The following is a 22,457-nucleotide window of genomic DNA, read 5'->3' as shown; positions in this document are numbered from 1 at the left end:
GCCGGCCTGGCGTTGGAGGGCGCGATCTACCACCCGCTCGGCGAGCTTCTCGAGCGCTTCGACGCGCTGGTCTGCCCCACCTTCGCGGTGCCTGCTCTGCCGGCCGACTGGGAGCCGGGCGCCCCGGTCGGTGGTCAGTTGGCGCAGCCGGAGAACTGGCTGGACGTGATGATGACGCTTCCGTTCAACATCGCCAGCCGCTGTCCCGTCATGAGCGTGCCGTCCGGACAGTCGCGGGACGGTGTACCGACCGGGCTCTCGATCGTCGGCCGCACCTACGACGACCCGACCGTGTTCCGGATCGCCGCGGCGCACGAGGCCCGGATGCCGGGCTGGGACACGAATCGCCCGTCGCTGTGAGCGATCCGCGCCTGATGGCAGGGGCGCCGCCGATTCCCGCCGAGTCCCTGGTGACGCTCGGGAACTGGCAGGAGCCGCCGTACAACCGCTGGGGCTTCCAGCACGTTCGCGACCTGATCCCGACTGCGCGGATCCGCCGCGGCGAAGGGCCGGTGCGCGAGCTGCCGCGCAGCGAGCAGGACCTGCTCGGCCTGTCCTTCCGTTCCGGCGAGCGCCGGCTGACGATCGCCGAGCTGCTGGACGAGACCTACACCGACGGGTTTCTCGTGCTGCATCGCGGGCGGGTCGTCGCCGAGCACTACTTCACCGGCATGACGGCGGACACGACGCACCTTTTGATGTCGGTGTCGAAGTCGATCGTCGCCGCGGTCGCCGGCATCCTCGCCGCTCGCGGCGCGCTCGACGTGACCGCACCGGTGACGGACGTCGTACCGGAGCTGCGGCGTACCTCGTTTGAAGGCGCGACCGTGCAGCAGCTGCTCGACATGCGCACCGGCACGCGCTTCCACGAGACCTACGATGACCCGAGCTCCGACGCGAGGCTGATCGAGTATGTCTACCGGTGGCGGCCCGAGGACGGTACGCCGCATGCCGCTGACGCGCTGGAGTACTTCGCGCTGCTGGAGAACGACGGCGAGCACGGTGGGGCGTTCCGGTACCGGTCGGTGCTGACCGACGTGCTCGGCTGGGTCGTGGAGAAGGCCGGTGGCGCACGGTTGGCCGAGGTCATCGCGCGTGAGCTGTGGCAGCCGATGGGGGCGGAGTTCGACGCCGAGATCACGGTGGATCCGCATGGCAATGCGATGGGTGATGGCGGCGTGTGTGCGTCGCTGCGCGACCTCGGGCGCTTCGGCGAGCTCTACCGGGTGGGCTCGGGCAACAACCTCGTCCCCGCCGAGTGGATCGACGACACGGTGCGTGGCGCCCCGGACGGCGCGCAGGCCTTCCTCGACAGTCCGGCGAGCCAGGGAGTCGCGGTGCCGCCCGGCGCGCACTACCGCAACTGCTGGTGGGTGCGAGATCCCGTGACCCCGTTCTTCCATGCCTCGGGCATCAACGGCCAGAACGTCTTCGTGCATCCGTCGGCCGAGCTCACCGTCGCGAAGCTGTCCACCTGGCCGACCGCCCTCGACGACGGCTTCCGCGCGCTCACGATCGACGCGACCCTGGCGATCGGAGCGGCGCTGAACGGATAGGTTCAGCGCACATGGACGACACGATTCCGGGCCTGCTCGGCACCGCCGCCGAACAGTACGGCGAGCGGAGCTGGCTCCGGGTCGACGGCGGCGAGCTGAGCTTCGCCGCCGCCGCGCGCGAGGTCGCCCGCGTCGCGTCCCGGCTGCGCGAGGAGGGCGTCGAGCCGGGTGATCGCGTTCTGTTCACCGCGTACTCGACCCCGCCGTACCTCCTGCTGTGGCTTGCGACCTGCAGCATCGGCGCCATCGCGGTGCCGGTCAACCCGGCGAGTGCAACGGCGGAGCTCGCCAGCCTGGTCGCGCAGGTGCGACCGCGGCTGAGCGTCACCGACGGTGACATCGCGCGATTCGCGGGTGACTGGCAGGACGACTCGGCCGGCGGGGAGTGGGCGCTGGAGGCGAAGGTCGAGCCGGCCGACGTCGCGGTGCTGATCCCGACCTCGGGCACGACCGGCCGCTCGAAGCTGGTGATGCAGACCCACCGCGCCTATGCGTACGCCGGGGTCGGCTTTCCCTGGTGGATGGAGCTCGGGCCGGATGACCGGCTGATGACCTCGCTGCCGTTGTTCCACATCAATGCTCCGGCCTACTCGGTCATGGGTTCGCTCGCGTGCGGTGCCGGCCTGGTGCTGCTTCCGCGCTTCTCCGCGCATGACTTCCTTGCGGCAGCGCGCCGGCACGGGGCGACCGAGTTCAACGCGATCGGCGCGATGCTCGAGATCCTGATGCGCCAGCCCGAGCGCCCCGACGACGCGGACACGCCGTTGCGGCTGTGCTACACGGGGCCGTCGCCGGCGAAGGCGTGGCAGGAGGCGTTCGAGCGCCGGTTCGGGCTGCGGGTCGTCTGCGGCTACGCGATGTCGGAGTCGCCGTACGGGCTGATCTGGGCGCACGGCACGCGACCGTTCGGGACCTTGGGCAGCGTCCGCCAGCATCCGACGCTTGGAACGATCAACGAAGCGCGGGTCGTCGACGACGACGGGCACGACGTCGGAATCGGTGCTGCCGGCGAGCTGCTGCTGCGCAATCCGGTCGTGACGCCCGGCTACTGGGAGATGCCGGAGGAGACGTCGGCCGCCATCGTCGACGGCTGGCTGCACACCGGTGACCTGGTCACGGTCGAGCCCGATGGACTGTTCACCTTCGTGTCGCGGAAGAAGGAGGTGATCCGCCGGCGCGGCGAGAACCTCTCGCCGGCGGAGGTCGAGGAGGCGATTGCGAGCCATCCCGACGTCGTCGAGTGCGCGGTCGTCGGCGTACCGTCCGAGCTGTCCGAGGAGGACGTGAAGGCGTTCGTGGTCATGGCGCCCGGGGCTGCGCCGGACTTCGAACAGCTTCGGGACTGGGCGGCGCAGCGGCTGACCGCGTTCAAGGTGCCGCGCTACTGGCAGGCGGTCGGCGAGCTCCCTCGGACGCCCACCGCGCGAATCGCCAAGCATCGGCTCCCGGCCGGACATCCAGCGGGTGAGTACGACGCCGAGGCGCCGGGCCGGTCGTGGCGTCCGCCGTGGGTGGTGGCGGCGTTCCTGCTCTTCAGCGTCGCGCTGGTGCCCTGGATCGTGTGGCTCGCCGTATCGCTGCCGAGCCGGCACACCGATCACTTCTACGACGTCACCTGGGTCGGCTTTGACATCGGTCTGCTGGGAGCGATGGCCTCGGTGGCGTGGCTGGCGCACCGCCGGTCGGCCAATCTCGAGCTGGCCGCGACCGTGGCGGGGACCATGCTGGTGATCGACGCATGGTTCGACATCACGACGTCCACCCCTGGGGCAGACAGGTGGGAAGCGATCGCCGCCGCGGTGCTCTTCGAGCTGCCGATCGCGGGACTGTGTGGCTGGTTGGCCCGCAACGGGGATGCGGTGCGCCGGCGCCGCGCGCCCGGCGCGAGTCACCGGGTGGAGTCGGGGGACTAGCGCCGGCGTCGGGTGCCGACCCGTTGCACCCTGCGGACCACTCGCGCCACCGACGGCCACTGCCGGGGCCAGACGATGAACGCTTCGGCTTCGAGCGCGGCAATCGCGATCCGTGGCAGGTCGCGCGCCGTTGGGTAGCAGATGAAGCGCGGCTCCCACTCGGGGCGGAACTTCGCGTTGAACCGGTAGAGCGACTCGATCTGGAACCACCGCGAAGCCCACAGCAGGATCGCGCGCCAGAGCCGAAGCACCGGGCCGGCGCCGAGCCGGCCACCGCGCTCCAGCGCTGACCGGAAGGCGGAGAAGTTGAGCGACAACCGGGTGACGCCGATCTCGGGTGCGGCCCGCAGCGCGGCGACGATCATCGTCTCGTTGAGCCCTGGATCGGCCGCGCGGTCGCGGCGCATCAAGTCCAGGGACAGCCCGTCGCAACCCCAGGGCACGAAGTGCAACAGCGCCGCGAGCCGGTCTTCGTGGCAGGCGGTGACGACGACACAGTCGCCATCGGCGGGATCGCCGAACCGCCCCAACGCCATGGAGAACCCGCGCTCGGTCTCGCTGTCGCGCCAGCGGGTCGCTTGCCGGCGCAGGTCGACGATCTCCGCAGTCGAGAGCTCGGCGGTGCGGCGTACATCCATCCGGTAGCCCGCGCGTTCGACCCGCGCGACCATCTGCCGGACGTTGCGCATCGCCCGGCCGTCCAGGCTGAACTCCTCAACCGGCACGATCGCCTCGTCACCGAGCTCGAGCGCGCGCAGCCCCGCTTCCCGGGTCCAGACCTCACCGCCGCGCTCGCCGCAGCCGATGACCGCGGGCACCCAGGCGTGCCGCGCCGCCTCGGCGACAAAGGCAGCGATCGCGCCGGGCCAGGCCTCCGGATCGCCGATCGGGTCACCGGACGCCAGCATGACGCCGGAGACGACGCGGTAGGACACCGCAGCCTTGCCGGTCGGCGAGAAGATCGCGGCCTTGTCCCGGCGCAAGGCGAAGTAGCCGAGCGAGTCTCTCTCGCCCTGCTGCGCGAGCAGTGCGCGCAGGCCACCTTCATCGTCAGCGTCGAGCCGGGCGGGTGGTTCCGGCGGCCGCAGCAGCAAGTACGCCGGCACCACGACCGTCGCTGCGCCCAGTGTCACGAGCACGCTGTAGACCAGGTCCGCCGTCCCGTCGTCACGAAAATGCAGGGGACCGGTGACGCCGACCAGACCGTAGGCGATCTCGGCCCACTGGCTGGCCAGCGAAGGATGCCCCATGATCGCGTCGCCGCGGGCCACCAGCAGCAGCCAGCCGAGACCGAACGAGACGATCGCGAGCGCAACAAAGGCAACCGGTGCGCGCAGTCGCGTGCGCGGGTCGCCGGCCGCGAAGAACTGCGACCGGGTGCCGATCAGGACGGCGAAGACGACGGCGGCAAGCAGCGCTTCTCCGACATCGATGCCCTTTGCCAGATGCAGCACGATCGAGAGACCGGCGAGGGCAACCGCAGCGCGCCACGCGCGCCGCTTGCGCCGCCGCAGCCCACTGCCGAGCACGAGCAGCAGGATGCCGACCACCAGGGTGGCGGCACTCGCCTCGTGCGCGACGCCGAGCGGCAGGACCTTGGTGAGCTCGTGCAGCCGCTTGGTGCGCTCGGGCAGCAGGGCGGTCGCGATGTTGATGCCGCCGAGCAGCCCGGCGGCGAGGGCCACCAGCGTGGGGACGCCGCGGACCAGGCGGTGGATCGGCTCGGGCACGCGCGCCGAGCCGGAACCGCCGCCGTCTTCGAGGCGTGCTTCGGTGCCGCGGCGAGGCAGCGGTGCGTCGGTCACCGCACCGGCCGTGCTCCGCGAGCCCTTGCCCGCACCTTCGCGCGACACCGTGTCCTCGCTCGTCGCCGCAACCTGCGACCGGAGGGTACCCGCGCACCCTGAAGCCGCAGCGGGGCACGCCGATGGGCCGACCGGGGAGTTGACAGCGGCGTCGGAGTGATGTCATAATGATGTCATTACGACAGACGAGGTGACATCATGATGCCGCAGCTGAGGCAAGCGCTCGCCGACGAGCACACCCGCGACCGCGAGCGCGCCATCGCCGCCCGCCGCAGTGCCTATGGCGAGGGTGCAAGCTCACGGCCACACCGGGTCGGCGTACGCGTCGGCTACTGGCTGATCTCGGTCGGCTGCCGCCTGGTGGCGCCCGACCTGACCGCAGCGGCGCAGTAGCCATGGAGCTGTCGTCGCTCGCCGAGCTGATCGGCGGTGACATCACCGCCCTCGGCCGGCTTGGCGATGAGACAACCGCGGACGCCGCGGTGCGGATCGTGAGCGCCCTCGGCGGCCCGATCAACGCTCGGCTGCTCGAGGTGCTGAGCCAGGTCGCCGCCGAGGTCGACACCCAGGGCCAGCCGGCTCACGTCGAGCTCCGGGTGGTCGGCAGTGACGCGCGGCTGGTGCTGATCTCCGAGGCCGGCGGCGAGGAACCGGCCGCCGCAGCGCCCGCCGACGGCGACACCGACGCCCGCATCACCCTCCGGCTGCCCGCCGCACTCAAGACCGCAATCGAGGCGGCTGCGGCGGCGGAGGGGGTGTCGGTCAACAGCTACATCGTCCGACGGTTGAGCACCCAACCCAGTCAATCCACGCGACCGCAGCAATACGGTCGCCGCCGCATGACCGGCTACGGCCGCAGCTGACAGGAGCTTCGCCTTGAGAACACATCGCTACGACACCCCCGGCCCGGTAGACCTGCAGGTCACCATCAAATCGGGCCGCGTGCATGTCGAAACCTGGGACGGCGCCGACACGGTCGTTGACCTTGACAGCTCCGACGACGCCCTCGTCGAAGAGGTGAACGTCGACTGCGAGCCCTTCGGTGACGGCTATCGCGTGGTGGTCCGCGTGCCGCGGATGGAGGACCGCAACTTCCTGCGGATCTTCTCCCGCAGCTCGCTCGACGTTCACGTCCACGTGCCCCACCAGGCCCGAGCCGAAGTGACGACCGCCAGTGGGGACGTCCGACTGAACGGGAGCTATCGCGAGGTCCAGGCCTCGACCGCGTCCGGCGATGTCGAGGTGGATGACGTGACCGGGCTCGCCTCCATCGCGACCGCGAGTGGCGACATCAGCGTCCACTCGGTGGCCGGTCGTACCGACATCCGGGCCGCTTCGGCCGACGTGCATTGTGGGCGGATGGAGGGTGGCGGCGAGGTGAAGACCGCTTCCGGCGACGTGCGGATCGACGCCGCCGCCGAGCGGATCGCGGTGACCACCGGATCCGGTGACATCTCCGTCGGCGAGTCGGACAGCTGCAAGCTTCGCAGCGCCTCGGGAGACCTGAGCCTCAGCGCGATCCGGGAAGGCGTGGCCGACCTCAAGACGGCGTCGGGCGACATCGATGTCGCCGTCGTAACGGGTGCGGTGGTGGCGGTGGACGCGGAGAGCGTGAGCGGCGACCTCACCTCGGAGATCGAGCTGTCGCTCAGCGAACCCTCGACCGCTGGCGGCGACGAGACCGATCGGGAGATCGAACTGATCCTGCGAACCGTCAACGGCGACATCCAGGTCCGTCGCACCCGGGCGCGTGCAGGCAGCTGACGTTGCGAAGTAGGCATCGTGGACCCAGCCATCCGTGAAGTCGACACGGCTGCGCTCTTCCGGGCGCTCGACGCCCGGCGCACCGAGCGCAGTGGCTGGACCGGCCGGCGGCCGACTTCGTCTATGTCGCCAGGTGGTAGCGCTACTGCCTGGTGGTGCGGCCATCGAGCCAGATCGTCCACGCGCGGACGGACTTCAACACGAACACACCATCCTTGGTCCACGGATCGTCGGCGAAGAAGGCTCGCACCTGTTCGGCGCTGTCGGCGGCGACGGCGATGAGCGCGACGTCGTCAGGGTCCCCGCCGTCAATCGGGCCACCCAGGACGATCACTCCGCGCGCGACCAGCTCGTCGACGAACTCTGCGTGCTCGGCGAAGCCGGGTTGCTCACGGATACCGACGTCGTGATGCCAACCGGGTCCCTTTGTCGTGGTCAGTGCATACATGCCCATCACCACATGGTTGCGGCCGGGTCCGACAGCGAGCCGTCGGCCTGACGCTGCCGCCGGATTGGGCGTCAGTCCCAGCAGAGACAGAAGGGATGCCCGGCCGGGTCGAGGTAGACCCGGAACTGGTCGCCTTCGGCCTCGCCCGGCTGAACGTCATGTTTGGCCGCGCCGAGTGCAAGGACCTGTGGCTCGATCGCGTTGACGTCCTCGACCGTCACGTCGAGATGGAACTGTTGCGGCCGCTCACCGGTTGGCCAGGTTGGTGCGGCGAAGTCATCAGCCAGCTGGAAGGCAAGGCGCACGCCGTCGACGGTCAGGGTCACCCAGTCCTCCGCGTCGGCGTCCATCTCCCCGCCGAGCACGCCTTGGTAGAACTCTGCGAGCGCCCGAGGATCGGGGCAGTCAAGGACTACGGAGCGCATTCGGGCAAGCGGCATGACCAGCAGTCTCCGGCCAGCCCGAGGCCGCAAAACGTCCGGGGGCGCCCGGGAGGGCTCAGTTCGCGCATCGACGGCGATGAGATAGTCGTCGTAGCTGGTCCCGGAGGTGGAACGGTGCTGAAGGTCTTCGGCTTCGACCGGATCGCCGTCGTGCTCGGCGATCTGTACTTCATCGATCCCGACCCGTCGCCCGGGCAGGAGGGTGCGGAGCGCGGTGTGCGCGTCGAGGTCCGCTTCATCGAGGCTCAGAAGCACGACGGTTCGATCTACGCGGCTCGGCCGATCGTGGTCGGCGAGCCGGTCTGGCGGCTCGATCTGCTGGAGTCGGTCGAGGGCGTGCCGGGAAGCTTCGATCGAACCCATCACCACCCGCTCATGCGTGGATTCGAGCCTGGATCGCGAAGGTTCGAACGCGACCTCTCGGCTGACCCGCTCGGCTATCTCGCACGGCGGTTGCGCGACCTGCCGCGGCTGTTCGACCAAGCCGAGCTGCCGGCCGACTCTGCGTCCGAGGCGGACGTCATTCAGTTGCAGTGCTCGGTGGACGAGATCGTCGCCGCGACCGGCGCGATGCTCGACCAGGTCCGTCGCGGCGAGCTAGCGCAGGCCGCGGAACCGGACGAGTCTGGGCTGGCCCGGACCGGATGGCTGTAACGGGCGGGATCGCGCTGCTCGGCGTCGGGCACCTCGGCTCGCGTTCCCTCGAATCCGGTCGTCGCCGGGTACACCCGAGGAGACGATGACGGGACGGACGGCAGCCGGCGCGCTTTTCGCGGCCGTCATGGTGATCGTCGTCGTCAGCGTGGATGTGCTGTTCTTCCGCCACCATTTCTGGGCACGGCTGGCGGTCAACGTCGGCATCGTCGTGGTGGCCGCCGTGCTCTACCTCTTGTTCGTGCATCGCCGGTAGGCGAGCCGCACCACGCAGCACGGCACCTCCGCGGCGTCCTGCAGCGGCCGATGTCATCGCTGGCCGTCGACTTCGTCTCCGTCTGAATGGAACACTGTGGGATGCCGCAGAGTTCGCGCGCTGGCTGAATGAGTCTCGATGAGCGAAGAGAACGGCGATCGGGCCGCGGGACATGTCGCGGCCTTCAACGCCTGTGTTCGGTCGGACGACTGGGCGTCATTCGCGGATCGCTTCACGCCCGATGCGACGATGCGGTTCGTCGGCGTACCGGTCGGTCCGTTCATCGGGCGGGAACAGATCGCAGCCGGCTACCTGGCCCAACCGCCGACCGACACGCTGACGGTGACCCGCTCGGTCTCCGCAGGCGACATCGACGAGGTGTGGTTCGACTGGGACAGCGGGGGCTCCGGCGCCATGACCATCCGGTGGACCGGCGATTTGGTCGCCGAGCTGACCGTCACCTTCGGGTGAGCCGGCCGCGCAGGATCGAGCGCAGCTATCGGCGGCCCGGTTGGTCGAGGTCCACGCGGCCGAGCAGCACGAGCAGCGTCGCCAAGAGCGTCACCACGACGACGACCGTGAGGTTCACGCTGCACAGGTAGGCGGCGTTGAGGATGGGCTGTGTCGGCGTGAAGGTGTCGTTGTGGTCGACGAGGAACCGCAGCACTCGGACTGCGTTGATCGTGCTCAGGATCGCTGCGACCACCCAGACGATGCCCAGCACGGCGAATGCGGGAATGTGCGCGTAACGCCGGCCGACGCTCACCGGCCGGCGGGCCGCCAGCAGAGCGGCGACGAGACAGAGGGCAGCGAAGGTGAGCAACGCCGCGCCGATCGCGTCGCTCGGCCGGTGCCAGCGAGCGCTTTGTACGGCGACCGCGGTCAGCCAGGCGTACGACCCCGCGACGACCGCCGAGATGCCGCGCCATGCCGGCGGGGAGACGATGACCAGCGCGAGCGCGACGCTGAATGCGACCGCGGTGTGCCCGCTCGGGAAGGTGTTGAACGGGTACAGCGAGTCGCTCTGGACCAGTCGGGGACGGGTCAGGATCGTCGTACGCAGGATGTGAGTGACGCCGATCACGAGGGCGGCCATGACCGCGGTGGCAATGCCGAGCCGCGGCCGGCGCCGAATGATGCCGAGCAGTGCGATCGCCGCGAGCGCGATGATCGACGTGGTGACCGTGATGCGGCGCAACAGCGAGAGCTCGCTGATCCGCGTTTGGTCCCGCTGCCCGTATGAGCCCAGCAACGCCGCGTTGTCGAACCGCTGACCCAGCGCGGTGTGTACGGCGAGCAGGAAGACCGCCGCCGCGAGCACAGCAGTGACCAGCGCGGCAACGAGCAGCCGGCGCGCGGTCGCCGGTGCCGTGGGTTGTGGGTCCGGCACCGCCGCGGGCACTCCGGCAAGAGCCGACGCGGGCTCCGCCGGCGGGATCTCCCTGCGCGAGCGCCACGCGCGCGGCCCGCTCACGCCGGCAGCCCGAGGTAAGACAGGACGTCGTGCGCATCGCGGTCGAGCGCCTGCTTGGTAGCCGAGGGGATCGAAGCGAACGGCGTGAGGTCGACCCTCCCACCCGCCAGCCCCCAGGTGGCGACGGCGGCGCCGCGCACCATCGCGAACGGCCGGAAGATCCCGTTCGTCGTGACGATGCCCTGCTGCGTGCCGGTGATCGCTTCGCGTGACACCCACCCGCACAGCGACGGTTCGAACGACCCGAGCAGACGCGACGCCGGCAGCCGGGCCGCCTCGACGTGGTCGGCGAGTGCGGCCAGCCCGTCGGCCCGGTCGTCCAGGCGGGTCCCGATCGTGCGCAGCCCCCGGCGGGCGTCGCCGAGGGTTATCCCGGCCCAGCGGGCGAGGTCGCGGTCGTCGGCGGGACCGTGGCCGGCCAGGTAGCGCCGGGCGAGCTCGCCGAGCGCGATGTCGCGCGGCAGCGCGGTGAGGCGTTCCGCGAGCAGCCCGGTCTCGCGGCTCACCCGCACGGGCCGCTCACGCAGCGCGGTCAGGTTCCAGGACGAAGACCGGGATCTCGCGCTCCGTGCGCTTCTGGTAGTCGGCGTAGTCCGGGTACGCCGCGACCGCCCGCTCCCACCACTCCGCCTTCTCCTCGCCGAAGATCTCGCGCGCGACCATGTCCTGCTTCACTGTCCCGTCCTGGACTTCGACGTGCGGATCAGCGATGAGGTTGTGATACCAGGTGGGATTCGCCGGCGCACCGCCCTGCGAGGCGACCGCGGCGTACCGGCCGTCGTGTTCGACCCGCATCACCGGGTTCTTGCGCAGCTTGCCGGAATGCGCGCCGCGGCTGGTCACGATGATCACCGGCATGCCACGCAGGGTGGTGCCTTCCTTGCCTCCGGAGCTCTCGATCTTCTCCACCTGGTTGCGTACCCACTCTGCGGAGCTGGGCTCGTACTCGCCGTCGAGCGGCATGGCGACGTGGCTCCCTTCAGGTTCTGATCGGCCGGGTTTCGGGGGTCTGACGATCGGTCTCCGTCGGGTCGGTCACGGGGACGTCGCCGAGAGCATCGTCGATCGCCTTGAGCACCGCCGGTTCGAGCGTCACGCCGGACGCGCCCACGTTGTCGGCGACCTGCTCGGGTCGGGAGGCGCCGATGATCGCGGTGGAGACGTTCGGGTTCTGCAGCACCCAGGCGACCGCCAGCTGGGCCATCGAAAGGCCCGCCTCCGACGCGATCGGCTCGAGCTTGGCGACCGCGGTGAGTACGTCGTCGGTCAGCCAGCGGCTGATGAAGTTCGCCCCACCCATCTGGTCGGTGGCCCGCGAGCCGGCCGGCGGCACCTGCCCGGGTTTGTACTTGCCGGTGAGGACACCCTGCGCGATCGGTGACCAGACCACCTGTCCGATGCCGAGCTCCTCGCAGGTGGGGATCACCTTTGCCTCGATCACTCGCCACAACATCGAGTACTGGGGCTGGTTGGACACGAACGGGATCTTGAGGTCGAGCGCCAGCTCGTGAGCGGCTCGGATCTGCTCCGCCGTCCACTCCGATACCCCGATGTAGTTCACCTTCCCGGCGTGCACGATGTCGGCGAACGCCGACATCGTCTCCTCCAGCGGCGTCTCTTTGTCGTAGCGATGAGCCTGGTAGAGGTCGACGTGATCGGTCTGCAGCCGGCGCAGTGATCCGTCGATCGCTTCACGAATGTGCTTGCGCGACAAGCCGGAGTCGTTGGGGCCGCCGGGACCGGTCGGCCAGAAGACCTTCGTGAAGATCTCCAGCGACTCGCGGCGGTGTCCTTTCAGCGCCTTGCCCAGCACGGTCTCGGCTCGGGTGTTCGCGTAGACGTCCGCGGTGTCGAAGGTCGTGATGCCGCACTCGATCGCCTGACGCACACACGCGAGCGCGGCATCCTCCTCGACCTGCGAGCCGTGCGTGATCCAGTTCCCGTAGGCGATCTCGGAGATCTTCAGACCGGACGAGCCAAGCCGTCGAAAGCGCATATAAGGAGCCTATGCCGGTGCGGCCCGGACGGTTCAGCCGGTGCGGTGGGCCCGGAACAGCCGGCTCGCGTTGCAGCCGCGGACCTTGGTGAACCGGACGGTGATCCGGCCGCGCGCCGTCGTGCGCGAGGTGAAGTGGCCGGTCACGGTGACAGCGACGCCTTTCTGCGGGTAAGCGTGGGAGGTCTTCGTGAACCGCCCGCTGGTGATCGGCATCGGCCCGGTCGGCGCCTGGAACTCGGTGATGTGGTTCTTGCAGCCCGCCTTCACCTCGGCCTCGGCCGAGAACGCGACGATGCGCCGGTGTGAGCTCGCCACGGTGAACGACACCGGCAACGGTTGCGGGCTGGCCGCCTCCTGGCCGGTGTACTGACCGGCTCGCGGCCCGAGCGGTGTCGCAGCCGACGCCGCGACCGACCCCGCGAAGCCGGTGAGCAGCAGCAACGCGGTGGCGCTCACAGCCGTCGGGATCGTCGTACGCGGTCTAGCCATGTCGCTTGCCGCCGCTCTTGCTGCGCTTCGGTGGCTGGTCGGGAACCACGGCGTGGATGAGGACTTTGACCTCGTCGACGAGATAGCCGGCCATGACGTCGAGGTCAGGGACGAGATCGCGGTCCGCGATCAGCCCGAAGTGCAGGCCGCCGCCATAGCTCATGACGGTGATGTTCAGGCCTTGGCCCTCGGCGATCGCCGACATCGGGTAGTACGCGACCAGCCGCGTCCCGCCGTAGTAGAGCGGCACGTTGGGACCGGGCACGTTCGAGATGATCAGGTTGAACGGGTTGATCCGCTCGAGCAGGCGCAGCCGTGCCGACAGCCGGGCCGCCTGACCCGCGAGCGCCGGCATCGCGAACTGGCTCACGTCGGCAAGCAGGTCAGCAGGCAGCGCACCGTGCTGCTCCTTGGCGGCGCGCATCGCTTCGTGTGCGGACTCGAGCCGTTCGACCGGCTCGTCCAGGTTGGTCGCGAGCGCCGCGATGACCGACGAGACCCGGTTGCCGCCGGTGCCCATCTGTTCCTCGGTACGCACGGAGACCGGTACGGCGGCGACCAATGGCGCTTCGGGCAACGCGTCGTGGTCCTGAAGCCAGCGCCGGAGTGCGCCCGCGCACAACGCCATGACGACGTCGTTCACGGTCGTGCCGGAGGCGTTCTTGATGGCACGGACGTCGTCGAACGCGATGGTCCGGAACGCCCACCGTCGATGGGGGCCGATCGCCCGGTTGAAAGGGGTCGCCGGCGCGCGCAGGCTCGGTGAGGCGAGCACGACGTGCGCGTCCCTCCCGATCAGCCGGTCGATGACCGGAAGCCGCGGCCGGGCCGGGCTCGCCGCGAGCGTCGGGAGCGATCGCGCGACGCCGTAGGTCAGGCGCACGCCCCGCAGCGGGTGGCCGGCCAAGGACCATGCGCTGTGCAGCAGCATCCGCAGTGTCGATGGCGGCGGGTCGACGATCCGCGGCGGCGGCTCGAGGCCGTCATCGGGTCGGCCGTCGGGGGAGATGTCGAGGACAGCGGTCAGGATGTCGTTGCCGGAGACGCCGTCGATGGCGGCGTGATGCACCTTCGTGTAGATCGCCATCCGGCCGCCGGACAGCCCATGGATCAGGTACAGCTCCCACAGCGGCCGGCGCCGATCGAGGTGCCGGGCATGCAGCCGGGCGGCCTGCTCGGCGAGCTGGTGGTCGTCGCCGGGAGCGGGCAGGGCGAGCTCGCGCACGTGGTACTCGATGTCGAAGTCCGGGTCCTCGATCCAGTACGGCTGGTCCAGCCCGAGCGGCACCTCCACCAGGCGGCGCCGGAACGGGGGGATCAGGTGCAGCCGCGACTCGATCAGCTCGGTCAGGCTGGCGAGGGTCAGGGGCGTGGCAGCGGTCGACGGGTCGAGGACGCACACGCTGCCCACGTGGCCGTACATCGCAGGCGTCTCCATCGCCAGGAACGCCGCGTCCAGCCCGGTCAGCTGCTGCATGCCTTCAATAGTGTCAGGACTCGAGCCATCGCAAAACCGCGAGCACCCGCCGATGGTCGTCGGGCGACGGCGCGAGCCCCAGCTTCCCGAAGATGCTCGTGACGTACTTCTCGATCGCGCCGGGGCTGAGGTGCAGGGTGGCCGCGATGGCGGAGTTCGCCCGGCCTTCGGCCATGAGGCGCAGCACCTGGCGCTCGCGCGCAGTGAGAGCGTCCACCGAGTCGGTACGCCGGCTCGCGCCGAGCAGCTGCGTGACCACCTCGGGGTCGAGCACGGTGCCGCCTGCGGCGATGCGCGTCAGCGCCTCCATGAACTCGCTGACATCGGCGACCCGGTCCTTCAGCAGATAGCCGACGCCCTCCGAGCCGGCCGCGAGCAGCTCGGCGGCATAGCGGGTCTCGACGTACTGGGAGAACACGAGGATGCCGAGCGCGGGATGTCTGCGCCGGAGCTCGATGGCGGCGACCAGCCCTTCGCTCGTGTGGGTCGGCGGCATCCGGATGTCGACCACCACCAGATCGGGCCGGCGCTCGTCCACGACATCGATGAGAGAGATCGCGTCGCCGACCGCCGCGACGACGTCGTGCCCGCGTGCGGTCACCAACTGGACGAGACCATCCCTGAGGATCGCCGAGTCCTCGGCGATCACGATGCGCAGGCCCGCCGTGGTCATGTCAGCGGGGTCTGGATCGTGACCAGTGTCGGCCCGCCTTCGGGGCTCGCGATGTCGATCCGGCCGTCGACGGTCGACAGCCGATCGACCAGCCCGGCGATCCCGGTGCCGCCAGAGCGCCCGCGCTCCGCACCGCCTGCGCCGTCATCTCCGACCCTGACGTACAGCCGCGCGTCGATGACGCGGACGTCGATGTTCGCGTGATGCGCGCCGCTGTGCTTCACGACGTTGGTCAACAGCTCGGCGGTACAGAAGTAGACGATCGTCTCGATCGCCTGCGACGGCCGGTTCGGGAGGTCGATGTGCACCTGGGTGGGCACCGAGCACCGCGCCGCGAGCGTTCCGAGCGCGTCCGGCAGACCGTTGTCGAGCGCAGGCGGATGGATGCCGCGCGCCAGGTCGCGAAGCTCGACAATGGTGCCCTTGGCGTCGCGGTGAGCGGACTCGACGAGCTCACGCACCCGGGTGAGCGAGGCTTCTGGGTCCTCGGAGGCGTCGAGCTCTTCCTTCGCCAACCCGAGGTTCATCGCGAGTGACACCAGCCGCGCCTGCGCTCCGTCATGCAGGTCGCGCTCGATCCGGCGAAGTGACGCCGCCGAGTCGTCGATCGCCATGGCCCTGGTCTGCTCGAGCTGCGCAATCCGGCGAGAGCCCTCGGTCGGGCCGAGCAGGTTTGCAATCAGGAAGCGGTCGATGGACACCACCGCTCGTACGGCCCACGGCGCCAGCAGCAGCAACACGATGCCGGCCAGGAAGGTGGCGAGGATGCGAGGAGCGGTGTCGAGGAAGTAGCCGTTGTAGAGCTGGGCCCCCCGGTGGGCGACACCGTGGTAGGTCTGGGTCGGGATGGTGTGCCGCCAGATCGGGTAGGTCGTCGCGCCAACCGCCATGCTCCAGAAGGACACGGCCACGGTGAAGTCGATGATCGAGATCGGGAAGTCGAGCAACAGGAAGGCGATCGCCCGCCAGCCGTTGATCTCGGTCAGCCAGCCTCGGACACCCGGGCGCCGTCGCACGATCGGGTTGTCCACCTCGACGCCGAGCAGGGCTCGCCCGATCGCCCGGTAGCCGCCACCGAGACCGCGCGCCGCAGCAATGGCCAGCGCCAGCAGCGGGATGCCGATCAGGGTGACGATCAACGACAGGCTGACCGAGAGGCTGGTCACCACCCAGACGAAGCCGGCTACGCCGATCGGGAAGCCGATCAAGGCATAGAACAGCTCGCGCCAGGTCCGGCCGTCGGCGAGCGCGGTGAAGAACCTCATCGCTCGTGACCTCCGTTCTGCCGCGCCGCCGTCGGGGTGATGTCGGTACCAGCCTGGACTACGCGAGGGCCGGTTCCCAGCCGGTTCGCCCCCGAGCCGAATGGGGGTTATCCCTACCCGGATTCGGGGGCGTCCCGGATGGTGGCCGGCGCTTGTTCCGGCGAGGGTTTGTGGCATGGAATCGATCGAGATCAACGGACTGACAAAGCGGTACGGCGACACGCTCGCCGTCGACGACCTCACCTTCGCCGTGCGACCGGGAGTCGTGACCGGCTTCCTCGGCCCGAACGGCGCGGGGAAGTCGACCACGATGCGGCTCGTGCTCGGCCTCGACCGGGCCGATCGCGGCAGCGCGACCATCGGAGGCCGTCGCTACCGAGACCTCGCGGAGCCACTGCGGACGGTCGGCGCGCTGCTCGAAGCGCGTGCGCTGCACGCGGGCCGCACCGCACGCAACCACCTGCGCTACCTCGCGTTCAGCCAGGGCATCCCCGCCCGCCGGGCGGACGAGCTCCTGGACCTCGTCGGGCTTGCCTCGGTCGCGGACAAGCGGGTCGGTGGCTTCTCGCTGGGCATGGGACAACGGCTCGGTGTCGCGGTCGCTTTGCTCGGCGACCCAGCGGTGCTGATGCTCGACGAGCCGGTCAACGGCCTCGACGTCGACGGCGTCCGCTGGATGCGCACGTTGCTGCGGGACCTCGCCGACGAAGGCCGAACGGTGCTGCTGTCGAGTCATCTGCTCAGCGAGGTCTCGGTCACGGCGGACCATCTGGTCGTGATCCGCGGCGGCCACCTGGTCGCGGACTGCTCGACCGCGGAGCTGCTCGACCGCGGCTCGGACGGCGACGTGCTCGTCATCACCCCGGAGCCGATCCGGTTCGAACAGCTCGTGATCGCGAACGGCGGGCGGGTACGGATGCGGGACGGCGACCAGGTCTGCGTGCGTGACCTCACTGCTCCGCAGATCGGCGAGCTCGCGGCCGCCGATCGGCTCGTCCTGCACGAGCTGACTCCACAGCGCGCCTCGCTCGAGGACACCTTCGTCGAACTCACCCGAGACATGGAAACCGTTGGGAGCCCATCGTGATCACCACCTACAACCGCCTGTTCCGCGCCGAGTGGGTCAAGCTGAGGTCGTTGCGGTCCAGCGGCTGGACGCTGAGCACGATGGTCGTGGCGGGAATCGGGTTCAGCGCGTTGCTCTGCGCGCTGACCGCGTCTCACTGGTCGCACGTGTCCGCCGCGAACAGGGCAACCTGGGATCCCACGAACCAGTCGCTCGTCGGCACCGTCTTCGGTCAGCTCGCGATCGGCGTGCTCGGCGTGCTCGCGGTCACCTCGGAGTACACGAGCGGCACGATCCGCAGCACGATCGCCGCCGTTCCGCGGCGTACCCCGGTGCTTGTGGCGAAAGCCGTGGTGTACGGCGGGGTCGCGCTGGTGGCCGGGGAGATCATCTCCCTTGCGTCGTTCTTCATCGGGCAGACGCTGTTCGGCAGCAAGGTGCCGCACGCGTCGTTCACCCAGCCGGGCGTCGCGCGGGCGGTGCTGTTGGCCGGTGTGTACCTCGCGCTGGTCTGCCTGCTCGCGATCGCGATCGGTGCCGCTCTGCGTCACACCGCCGGCGCGATCACCGCGGTGGTGGCCATCCTGCTGGTGCTGCCCGGGATCGTGTCCGCCATTCCCGGCTCGTTCGCACAGTCGGTCAGCTGGTACCTCCCGCCCCAGCTGGCAGGGTCGTCGATGGGAGCGGTCGTGCCCGAGCCGGGTGCGCTCGGCCCCTGGGCCGCGACGGCGGTGCTGGTGGGTTACGTCGCGGTCGCGATGCTCGTCGCCGGCCGGCTGCTCGTCCGGCGCGACGTCTGAGGCTCAGCGGTCGATCACGACCGCGAGCGCGAAGCCGTCGTACCCCTTCGCGCCGACGGTTTGGACGGCGGTGGCGACCAGCCGGCGATCGGTCCCGAGTGCCTCGGCAAACGCCCGGATGCCGAGGACACTCGGGTCGATCGACCCGGCATCGAGCACGTCACCGCCGCGCACGACATTGTCGGCGACGATGACCGTGCCCGGGTGCGCCAGCCGCACTGCCCACCGCAGGTAGTCCGCGTTGTTCGCCTTGTCGGCATCGAGGAACACCAGATCGAACTCGGTGCCGGCGAGGCGGGGGAGCGTGTCCAGGGCTTCGCCCACTACGACGTCGACGCGATCGGACAGCCCGGCGCTCGCGAGGTTCGCGGCCGCCACCTCCGCGTGGCGAGTGGAGCTCTCCAGCGTCACCATCCGTCCGCCGGGTGCAAGGGCGCGCGCGAGATGGATGGTGCTGTAGCCGCCGAGCGTGCCGATCTCGAGGATGCGGTTGGCTCGAACGATCGTGGCGAGCACGAACAGCAGCCGGCCCTGCAGGGCAGAGACCTGCTGCACCGGAAGGCCGGCGCCGGCGCTCGTGGCGAGTGCGTCGTCGAGGGCAGGATCGTCGGGCACGAGCAGGCGGGCATAGAAATGGTCGACTTCGGCCCAGGTGCGTTCCGACGTCATGGCTGCCTCCGGTCACAATGGGCGGTGCGCGCTCGCTTCCCGGGCATAGCACCCTTGCGCGGGGGAACGCTACGCAGCGGCCCGGCCCCCGGATCCGGCGCGGTGGCTTTCGCAATCGGGTCGGCCGGTCTAAGGTGGTGGCTGTGAGTGGACCAACCCGACTAACTCGCTCAAGTTTAGCGATCATCGGTGCGGGAGCGGCCGGAACACTCACCGCGGCCCGCTTGCTGGACGAGGCGGGCCGTCGGCACACGCCGGTCGACGTCAGCCTGATCGACCCGGCGTCCTCGGTCGGGCGAGGGCTGGCCTTCTCGACCGCGGACGAGCGGCACCTGCTCAACGTCAGGGTTCGCTCGATGTCGGCGTACTCCGAGGACCCCGACCACTTCGCCCGCTGGCTCGAGGAGGCGGACGGCCGGCCGGCCGATCCCTGCGAGTTCGCCCCTCGCGGGTCCTACGGCCGCTACCTCGAGTCGGTCCTGGTCGCCGCGCAGCGGCGGACTCCTTGGGCGACATTGCGCCGGGTGCGCGAACGCGTGATCGGGGTGGAGCGCGCCGGTTCGGGTGTCCGGCTGCGGCTTGCCTCGAAGCGCGTGGTCGAGGCCGATGCCGCGGTGCTCGCCGTCGGTCATCTCGGTGCCGAGACGGGTTGGGTGCCGGATGCGCTTTGCGGGTCGGCCCGGCTGGTCGACGATCCCTGGGCGCCGGAGGCTTTGGATCGCGTCGATCCCTCCGGCGACGTCCTGATCGTCGGCACGGGTCTGACGATGGTGGACGTCGTTCGTACCCTCGACCGGCCCGGTCGCGTCATCCACGTGACGTCGCGGCACGGCGTGCTCCCGAGGGCACACCGCCCGGGTCTGCCGCCGGTCATGGAAGCACCCGAGCTCGGGTCGTCGACGCCGAGCCTGGCCGAACTCCACGCCGTCATGAGCGTTCACATCGACAAGGCACAGGCTCGGTACGGCGACTGGCGTCCGGCGGTCGACAGCATCCGGGCGATCACCGCCCGGTTGTGGGCCGCTCTCGGACCGGCCGACCGCGCCGAGTTCCTTGCGCTCGATGCGCGTCGGTGGGAAGCGGCCCGCCACCGCATCCCGCCGCAGAGTGCGGCCGCGATCCGCGCGGCCCGCTCGAGCGGCCGGCTGATGATCCACACGGCACGGGTCATCGACGCGGTCGGCGGTCCCGAGCGCGCGGACGTCGTGCTGTCCGACGGGGCTCGGCTGCGGGTTGCGACCGTGCTCAACTGCGCCGGCCAGTGCTCATCGGTCGCTTCGTCAACGGATCCGCTCATCCGCTCGCTGGTTGATGGGGGACTTGCCGTCGCGGGGCCGCTCCGGCTCGGCTTGGACACCGACCTCGACGGACGGCTGGTCGACGCCGAAGGGCGCACGACGGCTCCGTTGTGGACGCTCGGCTCGCTGCGTCGCGGCACCCTGTGGGAGACCACCGCGATCCCGGAGATTCGCGACCAGGCCGCGGCGCTCGCGAAGGTACTGCTCGGAGCGCCGCCGGGATCGGATCGACGGCCCCGTGACCAGTACGACCTTCGGCTGTCCACTACTCCCGAAGCGGCTGTCGCCTGGTGCCGCGCGCTCGACTCGATCTGCCTGCTCCGCCGCGGCGCGGCTGACGACATCCGGGCGTCGGTCGCTGCCGATCCGGGGTTTGCGCTGGGCCATGCGGCGCTCGCCCTGCTGTCCTATGAATGGGCGCTCGACGACGACGCCGAGGCGGCCCTGCACCGTGCGGTTGACGCCGCCGGCCACCGCGGCGATCGGCGCGAGCGGAGCTTCGTCGACATGGTGGTCGTTCGCCTCACCCAGGACCGCGCGGCGGGCGACCGTGCCCTGCTCCGCCACATCGAGGAGTTCCCGCGCGACGCGCTGGCTGTGGGCGTCGCGCTGCCCACGATCGCCTTCAGCGGCTTGACCCAGCCGGTCGCCCGGTCCTGGGAGCTGGCCGACCGGCTGGCCCCGGCGTACGGCGACGACTGGTGGTTCGCCGGAATGCTCGCGTTCGTGCGCCAGGAGCAGGAGCGGTGGGCGGAGGCCGAGCGGCTGGCCGACCGCTCGATGCGCGAACAGCCCGGCTCGGGGCACGCAGCGCACGCTCAGACCCACGTCTTCTACGAGACCGGCGACCATGCGGCCGGGCTGCGCTGGATGGACCGCTGGCTGGTCGCCAACGGCGAGCAGACCCAGTACACCGCGCACTACTCCTGGCACGCGGCGCTGCACGAGCTGGCCCTTGACGACTCCGCGGCGGTTCGCCGCCGCTATGCCGCGGAGCTCGCGCCCCCGGCCGTCACCGGCCCCCGGGCGCTGGTCGACTCGGCGTCGTTGCTGTGGCGATCGCGGCTGGCCGGCGCCTGGCCGGAGAAGCTGCCGATCGAAGAGGTCCTCGCGACCGTCCCGGAGTGCCTGCTCGACCATCCGGCGACGGCGTTCGCCGCGATGCACGCCGTGGTGGCTCTCGCGGCGGCCAGTGACGTCGACGGCCTCGACCGGTTGCGGCGCTTCGCCGCCGATCACCCCGACCGGGAGTACCCGGAGCTCATCGCGCCATTGTGCGAAGGCTTCGCGGCGCACGTCGAGGGCGACCCCGCGCGCGCGGCCGAGCGACTCGCCGTCGTCGTACCGGAGGCCGGCCGGCTGGGCGGCAGCGCCGCGCAGCAGGAGGTGATCGCCGAGACGATGCTCGACGCGCTGATCGCCGCGGGCGAGCACGATGCTGCTCGTGACTACCTGAGCCGCCGGCTCGACCGGCGGCCTCGGCCAAGTGAGCGAAAGCGACTGTCGGCGTTGCGGAACGGAGCATCGTAGCGCCGCCACCAGGGGCTGCGCGCTAGGCCGAAAGTGTTGACCGGTGCGGTTGCACTAGGCCGAAAGTGTCGAAGTTCGGCGCCGAAGGTCATCTGGTCCGAATGGGTCTAAACATGGCTCTCGCGGTCGCCGAAGTTCCGGGTCACTATGGCTGTCATCACCGCGCGTCGGTTTCGCCTCAGCTCCTTGGCCGTCGCCTCGGCAGCGCTTGGCGCACTGACTGCGGTGCCGGTCGCAAACGCGGCCCAGCCGGGCTCCCCACATCCGGTCCGCAGCGGTGGTGGCTGTCCCGCCGCGGAGTCGCTGGTGCCCGGCACCACCTGGCACAAGCAGGTGCTGGCGCACGGCGTCACGATGACCTCCGGGTCGAAGCATGACTCGCGCGGCATCGTGTCCATGCACGTGCTCAAGGTCAACCTCGCCGCGAAGAACATTGGGCTCAAGCCACTCGTGCACTCGTTGGCCGAGCGGTCGCCACTGAGCACGCTGGCCCAGGGTCACCCCGAAGAGGTGGCTGTCACCAACACCGGCTATTTCGACTTCCGTACCGGCGCGCCGACCCAGCCTCTGATCTCCCAGCGCTCGCCGCTGGTCATCTCCTCGGCGCACCAGGAGGTCGTGGGAATAGGGACGAACGGCCGGATGGAGGCGGGCCCCGTGTGGTGGTCGGCATTGCTGACCGCGGGGAGCCGCACCCACTCGGTGGTTGCCAAGAACGAGCTCGACCCGCCGTCCGGGCTGGCGATGTACACCCCGAAGTGGGGCTCGACCCCGGTCCCCATCGGCTGGCGGAACAACAGCGAGGTCCGGCAGGTCGTCGACGGTGTGGCCAGCAAGGTCTCCGGCAACGACTGGGGCGTCAAGGTGCCGTCGAACGG

General features: G+C 70.2%; 25 protein-coding genes. 13 read left to right on the top strand and 12 right to left on the bottom strand.

Annotated features, from left to right (window positions below):
- The 3 genes from VME70_14475 to VME70_14465 form a co-directional block, all read left to right on the top strand.
- The coding region (locus VME70_14475; protein ID HTW21405.1) for an amidase family protein at positions 1 to 360 on the top strand (360 nt) is incomplete at its 5' end.
- Positions 357 to 1,556: a serine hydrolase gene (locus VME70_14470; GenBank protein HTW21404.1), complete on the top strand. Its 1,200-nt coding sequence runs from the start codon at positions 357 to 359 to the stop codon at positions 1,554 to 1,556. The genes VME70_14475 and VME70_14470, both read left to right, overlap by 4 nt.
- A gap of 11 nt (positions 1,557 to 1,567) precedes the next feature.
- Positions 1,568 to 3,469 carry an AMP-binding protein gene (locus VME70_14465; protein HTW21403.1) on the top strand — a complete coding sequence of 634 codons (1,902 nt, stop codon included), beginning with the start codon at positions 1,568 to 1,570 and terminating at the stop codon, positions 3,467 to 3,469.
- Here VME70_14465 and VME70_14460 read toward each other — a convergent pair.
- Positions 3,466 to 5,322: a phosphatidylglycerol lysyltransferase domain-containing protein gene (locus VME70_14460; protein ID HTW21402.1), complete on the bottom strand. Its 1,857-nt coding sequence runs from the start codon at positions 5,320 to 5,322 to the stop codon at positions 3,466 to 3,468. The genes VME70_14465 and VME70_14460 overlap by 4 nt on opposite strands.
- 150 nt (positions 5,323 to 5,472) lie before the next feature.
- Here VME70_14460 and VME70_14455 point away from each other — a divergent pair, with 150 nt between their 5' ends.
- Genes VME70_14455 through VME70_14445 form a run of 3 tightly spaced genes read left to right on the top strand, consistent with a single transcriptional unit; the run spans position 5,473 to position 7,038 of the window.
- On the top strand, positions 5,473 to 5,667 hold the full coding sequence (locus VME70_14455; GenBank protein ID HTW21401.1) for a hypothetical protein: 195 nt from the start codon (positions 5,473 to 5,475) through the stop codon (positions 5,665 to 5,667).
- 2 nt (positions 5,668 to 5,669) lie between these two features.
- A complete protein-coding gene (locus VME70_14450) occupies positions 5,670 to 6,137 on the top strand; it encodes a toxin-antitoxin system HicB family antitoxin (GenBank protein HTW21400.1) in 468 nt (155 codons plus the stop codon).
- A gap of 13 nt (positions 6,138 to 6,150) precedes the next feature.
- A complete protein-coding gene (locus VME70_14445; GenBank protein ID HTW21399.1) occupies positions 6,151 to 7,038 on the top strand; it encodes a DUF4097 family beta strand repeat-containing protein in 888 nt (295 codons plus the stop codon).
- 142 nt (positions 7,039 to 7,180) lie between these two features.
- Here the strand turns inward: VME70_14445 and VME70_14440 are convergent, their stop codons facing one another.
- Together VME70_14440 and VME70_14435 are read right to left on the bottom strand one after the other, a co-directional pair.
- On the bottom strand, positions 7,181 to 7,486 hold the full coding sequence (locus VME70_14440) for a YciI family protein (GenBank protein HTW21398.1): 306 nt from the start codon (positions 7,484 to 7,486) through the stop codon (positions 7,181 to 7,183).
- 71 nt (positions 7,487 to 7,557) lie between these two features.
- Positions 7,558 to 7,926, bottom strand: coding sequence for a VOC family protein (locus VME70_14435; GenBank protein ID HTW21397.1), 369 nt, complete (start codon positions 7,924 to 7,926; stop codon positions 7,558 to 7,560).
- Positions 7,927 to 8,043: 117 nt separating this feature from the next.
- Here VME70_14435 and VME70_14430 point away from each other — a divergent pair, with 117 nt between their 5' ends.
- From VME70_14430 to VME70_14420, 3 genes are all read left to right on the top strand, one after another.
- Entirely contained in the window at positions 8,044 to 8,583 is a 540-nt protein-coding gene (locus VME70_14430; GenBank protein ID HTW21396.1) for a hypothetical protein, read from the top strand.
- 85 nt (positions 8,584 to 8,668) lie between these two features.
- Positions 8,669 to 8,839, top strand: coding sequence for a hypothetical protein (locus VME70_14425; protein ID HTW21395.1), 171 nt, complete (start codon positions 8,669 to 8,671; stop codon positions 8,837 to 8,839).
- 138 nt (positions 8,840 to 8,977) lie between these two features.
- Positions 8,978 to 9,310 (top strand): nuclear transport factor 2 family protein, encoded by a 333-nt coding sequence (locus VME70_14420; protein HTW21394.1) that lies wholly within the window; start codon positions 8,978 to 8,980, stop codon positions 9,308 to 9,310.
- 25 nt (positions 9,311 to 9,335) lie between these two features.
- Here VME70_14420 and VME70_14415 read toward each other — a convergent pair whose 3' ends face one another.
- From VME70_14415 to VME70_14380, 8 genes are read right to left on the bottom strand one after another with little or no spacing between them, the layout of a single operon-like run.
- Positions 9,336 to 10,313, bottom strand: coding sequence for a phosphatase PAP2 family protein (locus tag VME70_14415; protein ID HTW21393.1), 978 nt, complete (start codon positions 10,311 to 10,313; stop codon positions 9,336 to 9,338).
- Positions 10,310 to 10,819: a crosslink repair DNA glycosylase YcaQ family protein gene (locus VME70_14410; GenBank protein HTW21392.1), complete on the bottom strand. Its 510-nt coding sequence runs from the start codon at positions 10,817 to 10,819 to the stop codon at positions 10,310 to 10,312. The genes VME70_14415 and VME70_14410 overlap by 4 nt, the downstream gene beginning before the upstream one ends.
- Before the next feature lie 13 nt (positions 10,820 to 10,832).
- The gene (locus tag VME70_14405; GenBank protein ID HTW21391.1) at positions 10,833 to 11,276 is read right to left on the bottom strand and encodes a nitroreductase family deazaflavin-dependent oxidoreductase; all 444 of its coding nucleotides are present in this window, start codon (positions 11,274 to 11,276) and stop codon (positions 10,833 to 10,835) included.
- A 16-nt stretch (positions 11,277 to 11,292) separates the two neighbouring features.
- Positions 11,293 to 12,309: an aldo/keto reductase family protein gene (locus VME70_14400; protein ID HTW21390.1), complete on the bottom strand. Its 1,017-nt coding sequence runs from the start codon at positions 12,307 to 12,309 to the stop codon at positions 11,293 to 11,295.
- Positions 12,310 to 12,342: 33 nt separating this feature from the next.
- Positions 12,343 to 12,768, bottom strand: coding sequence for a hypothetical protein (locus tag VME70_14395; GenBank protein ID HTW21389.1), 426 nt, complete (start codon positions 12,766 to 12,768; stop codon positions 12,343 to 12,345).
- Positions 12,769 to 12,793: 25 nt separating this feature from the next.
- Positions 12,794 to 14,278: a wax ester/triacylglycerol synthase family O-acyltransferase gene (locus VME70_14390; GenBank protein ID HTW21388.1), complete on the bottom strand. Its 1,485-nt coding sequence runs from the start codon at positions 14,276 to 14,278 to the stop codon at positions 12,794 to 12,796.
- A 13-nt stretch (positions 14,279 to 14,291) separates the two neighbouring features.
- Positions 14,292 to 14,936: a response regulator transcription factor gene (locus VME70_14385; protein HTW21387.1), complete on the bottom strand. Its 645-nt coding sequence runs from the start codon at positions 14,934 to 14,936 to the stop codon at positions 14,292 to 14,294.
- Positions 14,937 to 14,947: 11 nt separating this feature from the next.
- Positions 14,948 to 16,216 (bottom strand): sensor domain-containing protein, encoded by a 1,269-nt coding sequence (locus VME70_14380; protein ID HTW21386.1) that lies wholly within the window; start codon positions 16,214 to 16,216, stop codon positions 14,948 to 14,950.
- Positions 16,217 to 16,391: 175 nt separating this feature from the next.
- Here VME70_14380 and VME70_14375 point away from each other — a divergent pair, with 175 nt between their 5' ends.
- On the top strand, positions 16,392 to 17,303 hold the full coding sequence (locus VME70_14375; GenBank protein HTW21385.1) for an ATP-binding cassette domain-containing protein: 912 nt from the start codon (positions 16,392 to 16,394) through the stop codon (positions 17,301 to 17,303).
- Entirely contained in the window at positions 17,300 to 18,082 is a 783-nt protein-coding gene (locus VME70_14370; GenBank protein ID HTW21384.1) for an ABC transporter permease, read from the top strand. The genes VME70_14375 and VME70_14370 overlap by 4 nt, the downstream gene beginning before the upstream one ends.
- 3 nt (positions 18,083 to 18,085) lie before the next feature.
- Here VME70_14370 and VME70_14365 read toward each other — a convergent pair whose 3' ends face one another.
- Positions 18,086 to 18,751: an O-methyltransferase gene (locus VME70_14365; protein ID HTW21383.1), complete on the bottom strand. Its 666-nt coding sequence runs from the start codon at positions 18,749 to 18,751 to the stop codon at positions 18,086 to 18,088.
- Positions 18,752 to 18,894: 143 nt separating this feature from the next.
- Between VME70_14365 and VME70_14360 the strand changes: the two genes are divergently transcribed.
- Positions 18,895 to 21,579 carry an FAD/NAD(P)-binding protein gene (locus VME70_14360; protein HTW21382.1) on the top strand — a complete coding sequence of 895 codons (2,685 nt, stop codon included), beginning with the start codon at positions 18,895 to 18,897 and terminating at the stop codon, positions 21,577 to 21,579.
- A 306-nt stretch (positions 21,580 to 21,885) separates the two neighbouring features.
- On the top strand, positions 21,886 to 22,457 hold a 572-nt coding region (locus tag VME70_14355), incomplete at its 3' end, for a hypothetical protein (protein HTW21381.1).

The organism is Mycobacteriales bacterium, assembly GCA_035504215.1.
GTDB lineage: Bacteria > Actinomycetota > Actinomycetes > JAFAQI01 > JAFAQI01 > DATAUK01.
Note: the sequence above shows the minus strand (reverse complement) of the source record. Positions and strands in the feature narration are given on the sequence as shown.

Bases quoted from the DNA above. Each gene is read 5' to 3' on its own strand.
- VME70_14425 (HTW21395.1), top strand. From the start codon at position 8,669: ATGACGGGACGGACGGCAGCCGGCGCGCTTTTCGCGGCCGTCATGGTG.
- VME70_14435 (HTW21397.1), bottom strand. From the start codon at position 7,926: ATGCCGCTTGCCCGAATGCGCTCCGTAGTCCTTGACTGCCCCGATCCT.
- VME70_14440 (HTW21398.1), bottom strand. From the start codon at position 7,486: ATGTATGCACTGACCACGACAAAGGGACCCGGTTGGCATCACGACGTC.
- VME70_14400 (HTW21390.1), bottom strand. From the start codon at position 12,309: ATGCGCTTTCGACGGCTTGGCTCGTCCGGTCTGAAGATCTCCGAGATC.
- VME70_14450 (HTW21400.1), top strand. From the start codon at position 5,670: ATGGAGCTGTCGTCGCTCGCCGAGCTGATCGGCGGTGACATCACCGCC.
- VME70_14455 (HTW21401.1), top strand. From the start codon at position 5,473: ATGATGCCGCAGCTGAGGCAAGCGCTCGCCGACGAGCACACCCGCGAC.
- VME70_14420 (HTW21394.1), top strand. From the start codon at position 8,978: ATGAGCGAAGAGAACGGCGATCGGGCCGCGGGACATGTCGCGGCCTTC.
- VME70_14405 (HTW21391.1), bottom strand. From the start codon at position 11,276: ATGCCGCTCGACGGCGAGTACGAGCCCAGCTCCGCAGAGTGGGTACGC.
- VME70_14465 (HTW21403.1), top strand. From the start codon at position 1,568: ATGGACGACACGATTCCGGGCCTGCTCGGCACCGCCGCCGAACAGTAC.
- VME70_14365 (HTW21383.1), bottom strand. From the start codon at position 18,751: ATGACGTCGGAACGCACCTGGGCCGAAGTCGACCATTTCTATGCCCGC.
- VME70_14390 (HTW21388.1), bottom strand. From the start codon at position 14,278: ATGCAGCAGCTGACCGGGCTGGACGCGGCGTTCCTGGCGATGGAGACG.
- VME70_14375 (HTW21385.1), top strand. From the start codon at position 16,392: ATGGAATCGATCGAGATCAACGGACTGACAAAGCGGTACGGCGACACG.
- VME70_14380 (HTW21386.1), bottom strand. From the start codon at position 16,216: ATGAGGTTCTTCACCGCGCTCGCCGACGGCCGGACCTGGCGCGAGCTG.